The sequence below is a fragment of the Klebsiella sp. GN_Kp190 genome (genome assembly GCF_040061795.1).
Classification (GTDB): Bacteria; Pseudomonadota; Gammaproteobacteria; order Enterobacterales; family Enterobacteriaceae; genus Klebsiella; species Klebsiella michiganensis.
On record NZ_JBEAFN010000035.1, the window covers coordinates 13721 to 27237 of the forward strand.

At 60.9% G+C, this 13517-nt stretch carries 12 protein-coding genes; 9 read left to right on the forward strand and 3 right to left on the reverse strand.

Features of this window, described 5'->3' with window-relative positions; all coding sequences use genetic code 11:
* Positions 1 to 88 precede the first annotated feature (88 nt).
* Both ABLU67_RS21275 and putP read right to left on the reverse strand, forming a co-directional pair.
* Positions 89 to 523, reverse strand: coding sequence for a DUF3574 domain-containing protein (locus ABLU67_RS21275; protein WP_025106253.1), 435 nt, complete (start codon positions 521 to 523; stop codon positions 89 to 91).
* Positions 524 to 635: 112 nt separating this feature from the next.
* Positions 636 to 2144, reverse strand: coding sequence for a sodium/proline symporter PutP (putP, locus tag ABLU67_RS21280; protein ID WP_047724109.1), 1509 nt, complete (start codon positions 2142 to 2144; stop codon positions 636 to 638).
* A gap of 427 nt (positions 2145 to 2571) precedes the next feature.
* Here putP and putA point away from each other — a divergent pair, with 427 nt between their 5' ends.
* Together putA and ABLU67_RS21290 are read left to right on the forward strand one after the other, a co-directional pair.
* Positions 2572 to 6534, forward strand: a complete 3963-nt coding sequence (putA, locus tag ABLU67_RS21285; RefSeq protein ID WP_032749626.1) for a trifunctional transcriptional regulator/proline dehydrogenase/L-glutamate gamma-semialdehyde dehydrogenase — start codon at positions 2572 to 2574, stop codon at positions 6532 to 6534.
* A 192-nt stretch (positions 6535 to 6726) separates the two neighbouring features.
* Entirely contained in the window at positions 6727 to 7122 is a 396-nt protein-coding gene (locus ABLU67_RS21290; protein WP_014228800.1) for a lysozyme inhibitor LprI family protein, read from the forward strand.
* Here ABLU67_RS21290 and rutR read toward each other — a convergent pair.
* Positions 7119 to 7757 carry an HTH-type transcriptional regulator RutR gene (gene rutR / locus ABLU67_RS21295; RefSeq protein ID WP_004849813.1) on the reverse strand — a complete coding sequence of 213 codons (639 nt, stop codon included), beginning with the start codon at positions 7755 to 7757 and terminating at the stop codon, positions 7119 to 7121. The genes ABLU67_RS21290 and rutR overlap by 4 nt on opposite strands.
* A gap of 284 nt (positions 7758 to 8041) precedes the next feature.
* Between rutR and rutA the strand changes: the two genes are divergently transcribed.
* The 7 genes from rutA to rutG are packed head-to-tail and all read left to right on the forward strand — an operon-like array spanning position 8042 to position 13463.
* Complete coding sequence (gene rutA, locus ABLU67_RS21300) at positions 8042 to 9133, forward strand: pyrimidine utilization protein A (protein ID WP_032749627.1); 1092 nt, start codon at positions 8042 to 8044, stop codon at positions 9131 to 9133.
* Positions 9133 to 9843 (forward strand): pyrimidine utilization protein B, encoded by a 711-nt coding sequence (gene rutB / locus ABLU67_RS21305; protein WP_004849808.1) that lies wholly within the window; start codon positions 9133 to 9135, stop codon positions 9841 to 9843. Before rutA ends, rutB begins: the two co-directional genes overlap by 1 nt.
* Positions 9836 to 10228, forward strand: coding sequence for a pyrimidine utilization protein C (gene rutC / locus ABLU67_RS21310; protein ID WP_004131297.1), 393 nt, complete (start codon positions 9836 to 9838; stop codon positions 10226 to 10228). The genes rutB and rutC overlap by 8 nt, the downstream gene beginning before the upstream one ends.
* Positions 10225 to 11028: a pyrimidine utilization protein D gene (rutD, locus tag ABLU67_RS21315; RefSeq protein WP_025106249.1), complete on the forward strand. Its 804-nt coding sequence runs from the start codon at positions 10225 to 10227 to the stop codon at positions 11026 to 11028. Before rutC ends, rutD begins: the two co-directional genes overlap by 4 nt.
* Complete coding sequence (locus ABLU67_RS21320; RefSeq protein WP_186006655.1) at positions 11025 to 11615, forward strand: malonic semialdehyde reductase; 591 nt, start codon at positions 11025 to 11027, stop codon at positions 11613 to 11615. Before rutD ends, ABLU67_RS21320 begins: the two co-directional genes overlap by 4 nt.
* 9 nt (positions 11616 to 11624) lie before the next feature.
* The gene (gene rutF, locus ABLU67_RS21325; protein WP_004849801.1) at positions 11625 to 12119 is read left to right on the forward strand and encodes an NADH-dependent FMN reductase RutF; all 495 of its coding nucleotides are present in this window, start codon (positions 11625 to 11627) and stop codon (positions 12117 to 12119) included.
* A 21-nt stretch (positions 12120 to 12140) separates the two neighbouring features.
* The gene (gene rutG, locus ABLU67_RS21330; RefSeq protein ID WP_009653397.1) at positions 12141 to 13463 is read left to right on the forward strand and encodes a pyrimidine utilization transport protein G; all 1323 of its coding nucleotides are present in this window, start codon (positions 12141 to 12143) and stop codon (positions 13461 to 13463) included.
* Positions 13464 to 13517: the final 54 nt, after the last annotated feature.

Genomic DNA, 13517 nt, shown 5'->3' on the forward strand with positions numbered 1-13517 from the left:
GGCCTGTTACCCCGGGGTAACAGGCCCGCGTAGCTATGTAGCCCGGGTAAGGCGTTAGCCGCAACCCGGGAATATCACCTGATTCAAATTAAAAATGTACGCAGACCGGCTGGTCAACGCGCATCACCGACTCCTGAGCAAAGCGTGATTTATAGGTCGTGCGCAGCGCCTCAATCCCCTCTTCGCTCTTCTCATCTTTGCCGTGAATCAGCATCAGCGCTTTGCTCTGCTCGCGCGCCACGGTACCGTCATTGCCCAGCCACTGCCCGCGCGCGTCAAAGACCGTCAGGCCATCGCGAAAGCGCGGCGTCACGTCGCGGTCAACGAACTGCTGCCACTCCTGCGCGGTAATATCCTTCCCGGCCGGACGGCTTAAGCCGAAATAAAGCGTGGTTTGCACCATGGCGTTATCCGCCGGGCAGGCGTTAGCGTCCGCCGCCGGAGCCCTCTTCGCGGCGGGCGCTACGCAGCCGCTTAATATCCCTGCCAGTACCAGCGCCACTGCACCCTGTTTGAAACTCATTTTGCTACCCTCATTGTTATTTGTGCTGAGATATCAGCGTATTTTCAAGCCATTAGCAAGAGGCATAAATAACAAAGCCCGCATTACGCGGGCTTGATGGGGTTGCAGAGGATTACTCGGCTGTCGCGCGCACCGGCGGCGCGGAGTGATAATGGGCGTCCGCTTCGGCGAAGCGTCGCTGCATCTCGGCGGAGGGCGCTTTACCCAGCAGGCTGAAGACCACAATCCCCAGGCTACCAAAGATAAAGCCTGGGATGATTTCATACAGGCCCAGCCAGCCGAACTGCTTCCAGATAATGACCGTTAAGGCGCCGATGATCATCCCGGCCAGCGCACCGTTACGGGTCATTCGTGACCACATCACCGAGAACAGCACCACCGGGCCAAACGCCGCGCCAAAGCCTGCCCATGCGTAGCTCACCAGACCCAGCACGCGGTTTTCCGGGTTGGCCGCCAGGGCGATCGCAATTAACGCGACGAGCAGCACCATAAAGCGTCCTACCCATACCAGCTCTTTCTGCCCGGCATTTTTACGCAAAAACGCTTTATAAAGATCTTCAGTAATGGCGCTTGAACACACCAGCAGCTGGCAGCTCAGGGTGGACATCACCGCCGCCAGAATCGCCGACAGCAGGATCCCGGCAATCCACGGGTTGAACAGAATCTGCGCCAGTTCGATAAAGACGCGTTCAGCGTTCTGATTAACCGCACCGGCAACGGCCGGGTTGTTATTGAAGTAGGCAATTCCGAAGAAACCGACGGCCACGGCGCCCGCCAGGCAGAGGATCATCCAGGTCATGCTGATGCGACGGGCGTGAACGATGCTGTGATGCGAATCCGCCGCCATAAAGCGCGCCAGAATATGCGGCTGACCAAAATAGCCCAGGCCCCAGCCCATCAACGAAATAATCGCCACGAAGTTCAGGCCTTTGAGCATATCAACGTTCTCAATGCTCTTTTGCTTAATCACTTCCAGAGAATCGCCAAACCCGCCGACGGAAATCACCACCATCACCGGCGTCAGGATCAGGGCGAATATCATCAGGCTCGCCTGAACGGTATCGGTCCAGCTTACCGCGAGGAAGCCGCCGACAAAGGTATAAATAATGGTTGCCGCCGCCCCGGCCCACAGCGCGGTTTCGTAGCTCATGCCAAAGGTGCTTTCAAACAGACGCGCGCCGGCCACAATACCGGAAGCGCAATAGATGGTGAAAAATAACAAAATGACCAGCGCCGAGATAATGCGCAGCACGCGGCTTTTATCTTCAAAACGGCCGGTGAAATAATCCGGCAGCGTCAGGGCGTTATTATTCGCCTCGGTATGCACCCGCAAACGCCCCGCCACCAGCTTCCAGTTAATCCATGCGCCTAACGTCAGGCCAATGGCAATCCAGCTTTCGGAAATACCGGAAATAAATATTGCCCCCGGTAGCCCCATCAGCAGCCAGCCGCTCATATCGGAGGCTCCGGCGGAGAGCGCGGTGACGAATGGGCCAAGGCTGCGGCCGCCGAGAATATAATCATCAAAGTTCTTTGTCGAGCGCCAGGCAATAAAGCCGATGAGTACCATGCCAAAAATATAAACAATAAAAGTCACCAACATGGGTGTGCTAATAGCCATGTAAAAATCTCCAGAATTTTTGTCGACAGCGTCCAAATTTGTCGTTTTATCCACTACCGGAACGGGGCAATGGCCTATTGGTTGTATTGGGCGACCGTATCCTGACGGAAGCTTTGTTTTTTCACAAACGATTTAACACAGCATTTACACGAAATGCTTCCGGGACCAAACTTCATTTTGTTATAGGTTGCACTCTCTCACGTTTTTAGCGGTTGCACCACGCAAAAGTGTTAAGTGACGCATAGAAATACCTTATTAGACAGGGGATAAATACCTGCTATTTTCATCATCATTTTTAACATTCCCGGCATTTTTCTACCTGTCACACAATTCTCAATTAACAAGGTTGCACAAAGTTGCAACATGGTAGATATTTCTACGCAACCTCATCTTGGCACGAAGACGTTCTATTACAGGAGTTCTTGACATGGGCACCACCACCATGGGTGTAAAACTTGACGACGCGACGCGTGAACGCATTAAATCCGCGGCGAGCCGTATTGACCGCACGCCGCACTGGCTGATTAAACAGGCCATTTTCAACTATCTGGAAAAGCTGGAAAACGACGAGACGCTGCCGGAGCTGCCGGCGCTGCTGTCCGGCGCGGCGAACGAAAGCGATGAAGCCGGTCATCCGGCTGACGAACCTTATCAGCCCTTCCTCGATTTCGCCGAGCAGATCCTGCCGCAGTCCGTTTCCCGCGCGTCGATCACCGCCGCCTGGCGCTGGGCCGAAACCGACGCCGTGCCGATGCTGCTGGAGCAGGCTCGCCTGCCGCAGACTCTCGGCGAACAGGCGCACAAGCTCGCCTATCAGCTGGCGGAGAAGCTGCGCAATCAGAAAACCGCCAGCGGCCGCGCCGGAATGGTGCAGAGCCTGCTGCAGGAGTTCTCGCTCTCCTCGCAGGAAGGCGTGGCCCTGATGTGCCTGGCGGAAGCGCTGCTGCGCATTCCCGACAAAGCCACCCGCGATGCCCTGATCCGCGACAAAATCAGCAACGGCAACTGGCAGTCGCATATCGGCCGCAGCCCGTCGCTGTTCGTCAACGCCGCCACCTGGGGGCTGCTGTTTACCGGCAAGCTGGTCTCGACCCACAACGAAACCAGCCTGTCGCGCTCGCTGAACCGTATTATCGGCAAAAGCGGCGAACCGCTGATTCGTAAAGGCGTCGATATGGCGATGCGCCTGATGGGCGAGCAGTTCGTCACCGGCGAAACCATCGCCGAAGCGCTGGCCAACGCCCGCAAGCTGGAAGACAAAGGCTTCCGCTACTCCTACGATATGCTGGGCGAAGCGGCGCTGACCGCCGACGATGCCCAGGCCTATATGGTCTCCTACCAGCAGGCGATCCACGCCATCGGCAAAGCCTCCAACGGACGGGGCATTTATGAAGGACCGGGCATTTCGATTAAGCTCTCCGCGCTGCACCCGCGCTACAGCCGCGCCCAGTACGACCGCGCGATGGAAGAGCTTTACCCGCGCCTGAAATCGCTGACCCTGCTGGCGCGCCAGTACGATATCGGTATCAACATTGACGCCGAAGAGGCCGATCGCCTGGAGATCTCTCTCGATCTGCTGGAAAAACTCTGCTTTGAACCGGAGCTGGCGGGCTGGAACGGGATTGGCTTTGTGATCCAGGCCTATCAGAAACGCTGCCCGTTCGTGATTGACTACCTGATCGACCTCGCGACCCGCAGCCGTCGCCGCCTGATGATTCGTCTGGTCAAAGGCGCCTACTGGGACAGCGAAATCAAACGCGCGCAGATGGACGGTCTCGAAGGCTATCCGGTCTATACCCGCAAGGTCTACACCGACGTCTCCTATCTGGCCTGTGCGAAAAAGCTGCTGGCGGTGCCGAGCCTGATCTATCCGCAGTTCGCGACCCATAACGCCCACACCCTGGCGGCAATTTATCAGCTGGCCGGGCAGAACTACTACCCGGGACAGTACGAATTCCAGTGCCTGCACGGCATGGGCGAGCCGCTGTACGAGCAGGTGACCGGTAAAGTCGCCGATGGCAAACTCAACCGCCCGTGCCGTATCTACGCGCCGGTCGGCACCCACGAAACGCTGCTGGCCTACCTTGTGCGTCGTCTGCTGGAAAACGGCGCCAACACCTCGTTCGTGAACCGGATTGCCGACAGCACCCTGCCGCTGGATGAACTGGTTGCCGACCCGGTCGCCGCGGTGGAAAAACTGGCCCAGCAGGAGGGCCAGGTGGGTCTTCCGCACCCGAAAATCCCGCTGCCGCGCGACCTTTACGGCAAAGACCGCAGCAATTCAGCCGGTCTGGATCTCGCCAACGAGCATCGTCTGGCCTCCCTCTCCTCCTCGTTATTAAACAGCGCGCTGCATAAATGGCAGGCACTGCCGATGCTGGAGCACCCGGTGGCCGAAGGCGAAATGCAGCCGGTCGTGAACCCGGCGGAGCCAAAAGATATCGTCGGCTACGTGCGCGAAGCCAGCGAGGACGAAGTTCAGCAGGCGCTGACCAGCGCGGTTAACAACGCGCCAATCTGGTTCGCCACCCCGCCGCAGGAGCGCGCGGCGATCCTCGAACGCGCCGCGGTGCTGATGGAAGGCCAGATGCCGACCCTGATGGGCATCCTGGTGCGCGAAGCGGGGAAAACCTTCAGCAACGCCATTGCCGAAGTGCGCGAAGCGGTGGACTTCCTCCACTACTACGCCGGTCAGGTGCGCAACGATTTTGACAACGAAACCCATCGCCCGCTGGGCCCGGTCGTCTGTATCAGCCCGTGGAACTTCCCGCTGGCGATCTTTAGCGGACAAATTGCCGCCGCGCTGGCGGCAGGCAATACCGTGCTGGCAAAACCGGCCGAGCAGACGCCGCTCATCGCCGCTCAGGGCGTGGCGATCCTGCTGGAAGCGGGCGTACCGCCGGGGGTTATTCAGCTGCTGCCGGGCCGCGGGGAAACCGTCGGCGCCGCGCTGACTTCCGACGAACGCGTACGCGGCGTGATGTTTACCGGCTCAACCGAAGTCGCCACCCTGCTGCAGCGCAATATCGCCAGCCGGCTGGATGCTCAGGGTCGTCCGACGCCGCTGATCGCCGAAACCGGCGGCATGAACGCGATGATCGTCGACTCTTCAGCATTAACCGAGCAGGTGGTGATCGATGTGCTCGCCTCGGCGTTCGACAGCGCGGGGCAGCGCTGCTCCGCCCTGCGCGTACTCTGCCTGCAGGATGATATCGCCGATCATACGCTGACCATGCTGCGCGGCGCGATGGCCGAGTGCCGGATGGGCAATCCGGGCCGTCTGACCACCGATATCGGGCCGGTGATTGACGCCGAAGCCAAAGAGAATATTGAGCGCCACATCCAGACGCTGCGCGCCAAAGGGCGCAAAGTCTTCCAGGCGGTGCGCGAAAACGGCGAAGATTCCCGCGAGTGGACCAGCGGTACTTTCGTTCCGCCGACGCTGATTGAGCTCGACAGCTTCGATGAGCTGAAAAAAGAGGTCTTCGGCCCGGTGCTGCACGTAGTGCGCTATAACCGCAACGAGCTGGACGGGCTGGTCAAACAGATTAACGCCTCCGGCTACGGTCTGACCCTCGGCGTGCATACCCGTATTGACGAAACCATCGCTCAGGTCACCGGCAGCGCCAACGTCGGCAACCTGTACGTCAACCGTAATATGGTCGGCGCCGTGGTCGGCGTGCAGCCGTTCGGCGGCGAGGGCCTGTCGGGTACGGGTCCAAAAGCCGGCGGCCCGCTGTATCTGTATCGACTGCTCTCCAGCCGCCCGCAGAACGCCGTCGGGATTACCCTCGCCCGCCAGGACGCGGAGTATCCGCTGGACGCGCAGCTGAAGACGCTGCTGGAAAAACCGCTGGTCGCTTTACAGCAGTGGGCGGCGGATCGCCCGGAGCTGCAGGCTTTGTGCCAGCAGTTCAGCGAGCAGGCGCAGGCCGGAACCCAGCGTCTGCTGCCGGGGCCAACCGGCGAGCGCAACACCCTGACCTTTATGCCGCGCGACCGCGTGCTGTGCGTGGCCGATAATGAGCAGGACGCGCTCACCCAGCTGGCGGGCGTGACCGCCGTGGGCTGCGAAGTGCTGTGGCCGGACGCCCCTCTGCAGCGCGAGCTGGCGAAAAAGCTGCCGCGTGAGGTCAGCGCGCGGATCCACTTCGCCAAAGCGGAAACCCTGACGACCGAGCCTTTCGATGCGGTTATCTACCACGGCGATTCCGATCAGCTGCGGGAGCTGTGCGAACAGGTGGCGGCGCGCGATGGCGCGATCGTGTCGGTGCAGGGCTTCGCCCGCGGCGAGAGCAATCTGCTGCTGGAGCGCCTCTATATTGAACGTTCGCTCAGCGTCAATACCGCCGCGGCCGGCGGCAACGCCAGCCTGATGACGATTGGCTAAGCCTGCTTCCCGGGTTGCGGCTGATGCCTTACCCGGGCTACCCAACCACAGCCCGCACTATCAGTAGCCCCGGCAAGGCGCTTTGCGCCGCACCCGGGAAAGCAGACGGCACAACGTCAGCTAATGACACCAGACGCAGGCTGTGGTTAATTAAGGCTCCCGGACGGGAGCTTTTTTTATGGGAGTTGACCAATGAAACGCACTTTACTCGCTTTTGCCGCGCTGCTGGCAAGCACCCATGCGCTGGCGGACGAATGCAGCAACGCCAGCAATCAAACGGAAATGAACCAGTGCACCGCCGAGCGGTACCAGGCTGACGACAAAAAACTAAATGAAACGTATCAGGAAGCGCTGAAGCGCGCCTCCGGCAAGCAGCAGGAGTTGCTGAAAAAAGCGCAGCTGTCGTGGATTGCCCTGCGCGACGCCGACTGTCAATTCCTCGCCTCCGGCGCTGAAGGCGGCAGCGTACAGCCGATGCTGATCAACCAGTGCATGTCCGATAAAACCGTCGAGCGCGAATCGTTCCTCGCCTCGCTGCTGCAGTGCGAGGATGGCGATCAGAGCTGCCCGCTGCCGCCCGCCAATTAACGTACGCGAATCCCTTCGATAATCATCCGCTGGACGTTATCGACGGTTTGCTGAAAAAACGCCTCATCGCGCAGCGTCGCGCCGGTTACCGCCTCAACCTGAGTGGCGAAATCGGCGTAATGCTGTGTGGTCGCCCAGATCATAAAGATCAGATGCTGCGGGTCAACCGGCGCCAGCCTGCCGCTCTCGACCCAGCCGGAAATAATCGCCGACTTTTCATCCACCAGCGCTTTCAGATCGCCGGTCAGCTCGCCCATCAGCAGCGGCGCGCCCTGCAGCATCTCCAGGCAGAACAGCCTTGACGCCTGCGGGTGATCGCGGGAAACCTCCAGCTTAAGGCGGATATATTCGCCGATGGCCACCAGCGGGCTGATATCTTCGCGAAAGGCCTTTAGCGGCGCCAGCCAGATAGCCAGAATCTGCTGCAGAACGGCAATATACAGCGCCTCTTTCGACGGGTAGTAGTAGAGCAGGTTCGTTTTCGATACCCCGGCCAGTTCGGCGACCTGCTCAAGCCGGGTACCGTGGATACCAAACTGCGAGAACGCGTCCAGCGCGGCGGCCAGGATAGCCTCTTTTTTCGCGCTCACCGCCTGTGAGCGTTTGCCGATCTTTTTCACGCCGCCCTGTGCCATTCGTTATCTCCTTCTTTTCACGCCATCAGCATAGCAAAAGCCCAGCGCCGACACGACTCTCTGCACCCTGATTGCGCACGACTGCGGTTTTTTCGTGCACCGATTTTGACCATTCAGTCCACTTTTATTGCTGCTATTTTCAGCAACCATCCAGCAACACCTTAATAACATTAGCCTTTGCAAAACTGGCATCGCCTTTGCTTTATCTTTCAGGCGAGGTGATTGAGGGAGATGCAGGATGCAGCGCCGCGCCTTCTTGTTCAACGACATGCAGAGAGGTAGGTATGAAAATTGGTGTCTTCGTTCCGATTGGTAATAACGGCTGGCTGATTTCCACCCATGCTCCCCAGTACATGCCGACGTTTGAGCTCAATAAGGCCATCGTGCAAAAAGCCGAACACTACGGCTTCGATTTCGCGCTGTCGATGATTAAACTGCGCGGCTTCGGCGGCAAGACCGAATTCTGGGATCATAATCTGGAGTCCTTCACCCTGATGGCCGGACTGGCGGCCGTCACTTCGCGCATTCAGATCTACGCCACCGCCGCCACGCTGACGCTGCCCCCGGCGATCGTCGCCCGCATGGCCTCGACTATCGACTCTATCTCCGGCGGCCGCTTTGGCGTCAATCTGGTCACCGGCTGGCAAAAGCCGGAATACGAGCAGATGGGCATCTGGCCGGGCGACGACTACTTCGCCAGCCGCTACGACTATCTCACCGAATATGTCCAGGTGCTGCGCGACCTGTGGGGAACCGGGCGCAGCGACTTTAAAGGCGACTACTTCACGATGAACGACTGCCGCGTCAGCCCGCAGCCGTCGCAGCCGATGAAAGTGATCTGCGCCGGGCAAAGCGACGCCGGTATGGCGTTCTCCGCCCAACACGCTGACTACAACTTCTGCTTCGGTAAAGGCGTGAACACCCCTGCCGCCTTTGCCCCCACCGCCGCGCGCATGATGCAGGCGGCGGAAAAAACCGGCCGCGACGTCGGTTCCTACGTCCTGTTTATGGTGATTGCCGACGAAACCGACGAGGCGGCCCGCGCCAAATGGGAGCATTACAAAGCCGGCGCCGATGACGAAGCGCTGGCGTGGCTTACCGAACAGAGCCAGAAAGACACCCGCTCCGGCAGCGACACCAACGTGCGCCAGATGGCCGATCCCACCTCGGCGGTCAACATCAATATGGGCACCCTTGTCGGCTCTTACGCCAGCGTCGCCCGCATGCTCGACGAAGTGGCGGCGGTCCCCGGCACCGACGGCGTGCTGCTGACGTTTGATGATTTCCTTATCGGTATCGAAGCCTTTGGTCAGCGCATTCAGCCGCTGATGCGCTGCCGCGACCATATCGCCACCATGACTCAAGAGGTTGCCTGATGATTACCCTGCCCGCTCGCCCGGAATCCCTGACCTTTGCGCCGCAGCAGAGCGCGCTGATCGTTGTCGATATGCAGAACGCCTACGCCAGCCAGGGCGGCTATCTCGACCTCGCCGGATTTGACGTTTCCGCCACCCGCCCGGTTATCGACAATATCAACGTCGCCGTGGCCGCCGCGCGCGCCGCCGGGATGCTGATTATCTGGTTCCAGAACGGCTGGGACGACCAGTACGTGGAGGCCGGCGGCCCCGGTTCGCCGAATTTTCATAAATCCAACGCGCTGAAAACCATGCGAAAGAACCCGGAGCTGCAGGGCAAGCTGCTGGCGAAAGGCGGCTGGGACTATCAGCTGGTCGATCAGCTTAAGCCGCAGCCCGGCGATATCGTGCTGCCGAAACCGCGCTACAGCGGCTTCTTTAACACCGCGCTCGACAGCATTCTGCGCAGCCGCGGCATCCGCCATCTGATCTTTACCGGTATTGCCACCAACGTCTGCGTGGAATCGACCCTGCGCGACGGCTTCTTCCTCGAGTATTTCGGTATCGTGCTGGAAGACGCCACCCATCAGGCCGGTCCGGCGTTCGCCCAGCAGGCGGCGCTGTTCAATATCGAAACCTTCTTTGGCTGGGTCAGCGATGTCGCCAGCTTCTGTACCGCCCTTGAGCCCGCCGCGCCGCGCGCCTTTTCCGAGGAGAAACGTTATGCCTAAACAGGTGATTATTCCGCCAGGCACCACCACGCCTATCGCCCCGTTTGTCCCGGGCACGCTGGCCGACGGCGTGGTTTACGTCTCCGGCACCCTGCCGTTCGATAAGCAAAACAACGTGGTTTATATCGGCGACCCAAAGGCGCAAACCCGCCACGTGCTGGAAACCATCAAGAGCGTTATCGAGACGGCGGGGGGCAGTATGGCGGATGTGACCTTCAACAGCATCTTTATCACCGACTGGAAAAACTACGCCGCGATTAATGAGGTCTACGCGGAGTTCTTCCCCGGCGACAAACCGGCGCGTTTCTGCATTCAGTGCGGGCTGGTGAAGCCCGATGCGCTGGTGGAAATAGCCACCGTCGCGCATATCGGGAAGCCGGCATGATGAAGCTAAATGTCTCCCCGGCGCCTTATCCGGGCGCGCCGGTGGTGGTTCTGAGCGCCGGGCTCGGCGGCGCGGGCGGCTACTGGCTACCGCAGCGGGCGGCGCTCGAACCGCACTATCAGCTGGTGAGCTATGACCATAACGGCACCGGTGAAAACGGCGGCCCGCTGCCCGTCGGCTACAGCATGGCGGCCATGGCGCAGGAGCTTAACGCAGCGCTGCAGGCGGCGGGGATTGTGCGTTTTGCGCTGGTCGGTCACGCCCTGGGCGCGCTGATCGGTCTGCAGCTGGCGCTGGACCATCCCGAAGCGATAAGCGCCCTGGTGCTGGTGAACGGCTGGCTGACGCTCTCCCCGCATACCCGCCGCTGCTTTCTGGTGCGCGAACGCCTGCTGCACGCGGGCGGCGCGCAGGCGTGGGTAGAAGCGCAGCCGCTGTTCCTCTATCCGGCGGAGTGGATGGCTTCTCGCCTGCCGCGGCTGGAGGCCGAAGACGCGCTCGCCATCAGCCATTTCCAGGGCAAAGAGAATTTACTGAAAAGGCTGAACGCCCTCAAGCAGGCCGACTTTTCGCGGCGGGCGGCAGCGATAACCTGCCCGACGCTGATTATCAGCGCCGCTGACGATCTGCTGGTCCCGGCCTCCTGCTCCCGCGTGCTGCAGGCGGCAATCCCCGGCAGCCAGCTGGCGGAAATGGCCTGGGGCGGCCACGCCTGCAACGTCACCGATACCGCCACCTTTAACCCTATTTTATGCGACGGGCTGGCCGCGATGCTGCCCGTCCCCCAGGAGAATCTATGAGCGAAGCCATTAGCCCGGCCGCCTGCGCCGCGCTGTTTACCGAGGCCCGAACCCACAACGGCTGGCTGGACAGGCCGGTCAGCGACGAGCAGCTGCGTGAAATCTACGCCTTGCTGAAAATGGGACCGACCTCCGCTAACTGTTCCCCGGCGCGCTTCGTTTTCATCCGCACACAGGAAGGCAAAGAGAAGCTGCGCCCGGCTCTGTCGAGCGGCAACGTTGCGAAGACCCTGCAGGCGCCGGTCACCGCTATCGTCGCCTGGGACAGCGCGTTCTATGACCGGCTGCAGGAGCTGTTCCCTCACGGCGACGCCCGCAGCTGGTTTACCTCCAGCCCGCAGATGGTGGAAGAGACCGCATTTCGCAACGGTTCATTGCAGGCGGCGTACCTGATTTTCGCCTGCCGCGCGCTGGGCCTCGACACCGGCCCCATGTCGGGCTTTGACCGCGAAAAAGTCGATGCGGCGTTTTTTGCCGACGGCGCCTGGAAAAGCAACCTGCTGATTAATATCGGCTACGGCGATCCCGGCAAGCTGTACGCTCGCCTGCCGCGTCTGCCTTTTGATGATGCCTGCCAGCTGGCATAAGGAGCCCGCATGTCTACTGCCGATAAACAAAGCTTTCGCGACGCCATGGCCCACGTCGGGGCGGCGGTCAACATCATCACCACCGATGGTCCCGCAGGCCGCGCCGGCTTTACCGCCAGCGCCGTCTGCAGCGTTACCGACGCGCCGCCCACGCTGCTGGTGTGCCTGAATCGCTCCGCCTCGGTGTGGCCGATCTTCAGCCAGCACCAGGCCCTGTGCGTCAACACCCTGGCGGCCGGCCAGGAAGAGCTCTCGAACGTTTTCGGCGGTAAAACGCCGATGGCGGAGCGCTTCGCCGCCGCCGACTGGCAAACCGGCGCGACCGGCTGTCCGCGTCTGGAAGCGGCGCTGGTCAGCTTCGACTGCCGCATCAGCCAGATCGTCAGCGTCGGAACTCACGACATCCTGTTTTGCGAAGTGGCGGCGATTGTACGCCATCCGGAACCGCGCGGACTGATGTGGTTCGACCGCGGCTACCACACGCTGATGCGTCCAGCCTGTTAACCCTAAACCCAGGATCTCATCATGGCTCTCTTCGATTTTCCTCGCTGGCAGTTAACCTCCCCCTCCGCCGCGTCCGGCGTCGTGGCCCCCGATGAACGGCTGTCGGTCGGGCAAACCGTGGTGATGGGCGTTCAGCACGCGGTGGCGATGTTTGGCGCGACCGTTCTGATGCCAATCCTGATGGGGCTGGATCCCAATCTGTCGATCCTGATGTCCGGCATCGGCACCCTGCTGTTCTTTTTGGTTACCGGCGGGCGCGTGCCGAGCTACCTTGGCTCCAGCGCCGCCTTTGTCGGCGTGGTCATCGCCGTTACCGGCTTCAACGGCCAGGGGCTTAACCCGCACCTTAGCGTCGCGCTGGGCGGCATTATCCTCTGCGGGCTGGTTTATACCCTGATTGGCCTGGTGGTGATGAAAATCGGCACCCGCTGGATTGAGCGGCTGATGCCGCCGGTAGTCACCGGCGCGGTGGTCATGGCGATAGGCCTTAACCTCGCGCCCATCGCGGTACGCAGCGTATCAGCAACGCCGTTCGACGGTTGGATGGCGGTGCTGACGGTGCTGTGCATCGGCCTGGTCGCGGTGTTTACCCGCGGGATGCTGCAGCGGCTGCTGATCCTCGTCGGGCTGATTATCGCCTGCGCGCTGTACGCGCTGCTGGCCAACGGCCTCGGGCTGGGCAAGCCGCTGGATTTTAGCCTGCTTGAGCAGGCGGCGTGGTTCGGTTTGCCGCAGATGACCGCCCCGACCTTTAACGGCCAGGCAATGATGCTGATCGCTCCCGTGGCGGTGATTCTGGTGGCGGAAAACCTCGGCCACCTGAAGGCGGTTGCCGGGATGACCGGGCGCAATATGGACCCGTATATGGGCCGCGCGTTCGTCGGCGACGGACTGGCAACAATGCTCTCCGGCTCGGTTGGCGGCAGCGGTGTGACCACCTACGCGGAGAATATCGGCGTGATGGCGGTCACCAAAGTGTACTCGACGCTGGTGTTCGTCGCGGCGGCGCTGATTGCGATGCTGCTTGGGTTTTCACCGAAATTTGGCGCGCTGATCCATACCATTCCGGGACCGGTGATCGGCGGCGCATCGATTGTGGTGTTCGGCCTGATTGCCGTCGCGGGCGCGCGAATTTGGGTGCAGAACCGCGTGGATTTGAGCCAGAACGCAAATCTGATTATGGTGGCGGTGACGCTGGTGCTGGGGGCGGGCGACTTCGCGCTTTCGCTCGGCGGCTTTACCCTCGGCGGCATCGGGACGGCCACCTTCGGCGCGATCCTGCTCCACGCTCTGCTTAACCGCCGTCCGCGTGAGGCCGGGCAAACCAACGTCACCCCGGTATGAAAGCGTGCGACGCCAGCAGACCCGTACCGGGAAATCCCCGGTCGCGCTGCGCTT

Excerpts from the sequence above, each read along its gene's own strand:
- ABLU67_RS21275 (WP_025106253.1), bottom strand. The coding sequence starts at position 523 with ATGAGTTTCAAACAGGGTGCAGTGGCGCTGGTACTGGCAGGGATATTA.
- putP (WP_047724109.1), bottom strand. The coding sequence starts at position 2,144 with ATGGCTATTAGCACACCCATGTTGGTGACTTTTATTGTTTATATTTTT.
- putA (WP_032749626.1), top strand. The coding sequence starts at position 2,572 with ATGGGCACCACCACCATGGGTGTAAAACTTGACGACGCGACGCGTGAA.
- ABLU67_RS21290 (WP_014228800.1), top strand. The coding sequence starts at position 6,727 with ATGAAACGCACTTTACTCGCTTTTGCCGCGCTGCTGGCAAGCACCCAT.
- rutR (WP_004849813.1), bottom strand. The coding sequence starts at position 7,757 with ATGGCACAGGGCGGCGTGAAAAAGATCGGCAAACGCTCACAGGCGGTG.
- rutA (WP_032749627.1), top strand. The coding sequence starts at position 8,042 with ATGAAAATTGGTGTCTTCGTTCCGATTGGTAATAACGGCTGGCTGATT.
- rutB (WP_004849808.1), top strand. The coding sequence starts at position 9,133 with ATGATTACCCTGCCCGCTCGCCCGGAATCCCTGACCTTTGCGCCGCAG.
- rutC (WP_004131297.1), top strand. The coding sequence starts at position 9,836 with ATGCCTAAACAGGTGATTATTCCGCCAGGCACCACCACGCCTATCGCC.
- rutD (WP_025106249.1), top strand. The coding sequence starts at position 10,225 with ATGATGAAGCTAAATGTCTCCCCGGCGCCTTATCCGGGCGCGCCGGTG.
- ABLU67_RS21320 (WP_186006655.1), top strand. The coding sequence starts at position 11,025 with ATGAGCGAAGCCATTAGCCCGGCCGCCTGCGCCGCGCTGTTTACCGAG.
- rutF (WP_004849801.1), top strand. The coding sequence starts at position 11,625 with ATGTCTACTGCCGATAAACAAAGCTTTCGCGACGCCATGGCCCACGTC.
- rutG (WP_009653397.1), top strand. The coding sequence starts at position 12,141 with ATGGCTCTCTTCGATTTTCCTCGCTGGCAGTTAACCTCCCCCTCCGCC.